We start from the raw sequence: 831 nt of genomic DNA on the forward strand, positions 1-831 counted from the left end.
GCGTGGGGCGTGTCCTGCGGGTGCTGCAATTCCTCCAGCGTGAGGTTGGTCGTGGCGATCAGCGGCTTGCCGCTTCGGTAACGGCTGTCAATCACGCTGTAAACCTGTTCCAGCCCGTATTCTGTTCCTCGCTCCATACCGAAATCATCAAGTATCAGCAGAGGGTAGCTGCAAAGGCGGGAAATATATTCGTTCCTGCCCTCAAAGCTGGCGGCAAGGTCACCCAGTATCGTTGCAAAGTTTGTCATGCAGACGGCAACCTCTTTTTCCATAAGGGCGTTGGCGATACAGGCGGCAAGGTAGCTTTTTCCCGTCCCCACGCCGCCCCAAAACAGGTAGCCGATATTTTCAGCCTGCATGGTTTCCCAGCTCTCCACATAAAAGCGGGCGGTTTCGGTCTGCGGGTTTCTGCCGTTGTCATGCTCAAATGTCCAGTTCCGCATAGCAGGGTCGGTAAAGCCCCGGCGTTTCAAGTCCTCCACTTTTTCAAGGTGCTTCTGTCGGCTTTCGGCGGCTTGCTGCTTTTCACGGGCTGCCCGCTGGCAGTCGCACTCTGCCGGGTGGCGGTCACGCCCGAAACAAGTCTTTCCCTCTGCAAAATAGGCTTCTTTGGGCGTATGGCACTTACCGCAGTATAAAAGCCCGTCCTCGCCTGTGTAGTCCTCCGCTTCGGCGGTAGTGGCTGTAATGTCCGTAATCATAGCTTCAATTCCGTTTTTCATAAGCTCTCGCCCTCCTTGCATGAATAATCGGGTATGCCCTGTTTCGGGGCAGCCTTGCCTTTGGCAGCGTCCTCCTGCGCCCACTTGTAAATGGTGGCTGCATGGCTGT

At 55.7% G+C, this 831-nt stretch carries 1 protein-coding gene and 1 pseudogene; both read right to left on the bottom strand.

The window, feature by feature from the left end:
* The coding region (locus tag H8S80_RS33940; protein ID WP_187049108.1) for an ATP-binding protein at positions 1-722 on the bottom strand (722 nt) is incomplete at its 3' end.
* Positions 719-831, bottom strand: a pseudogene (locus H8S80_RS34565) (adaptin-ear-binding coat-associated protein); the annotation flags it as partial. The gene H8S80_RS33940 and the pseudogene H8S80_RS34565, both read right to left, overlap by 4 nt.

This window comes from Hungatella sp. L36 (assembly GCF_014288035.1).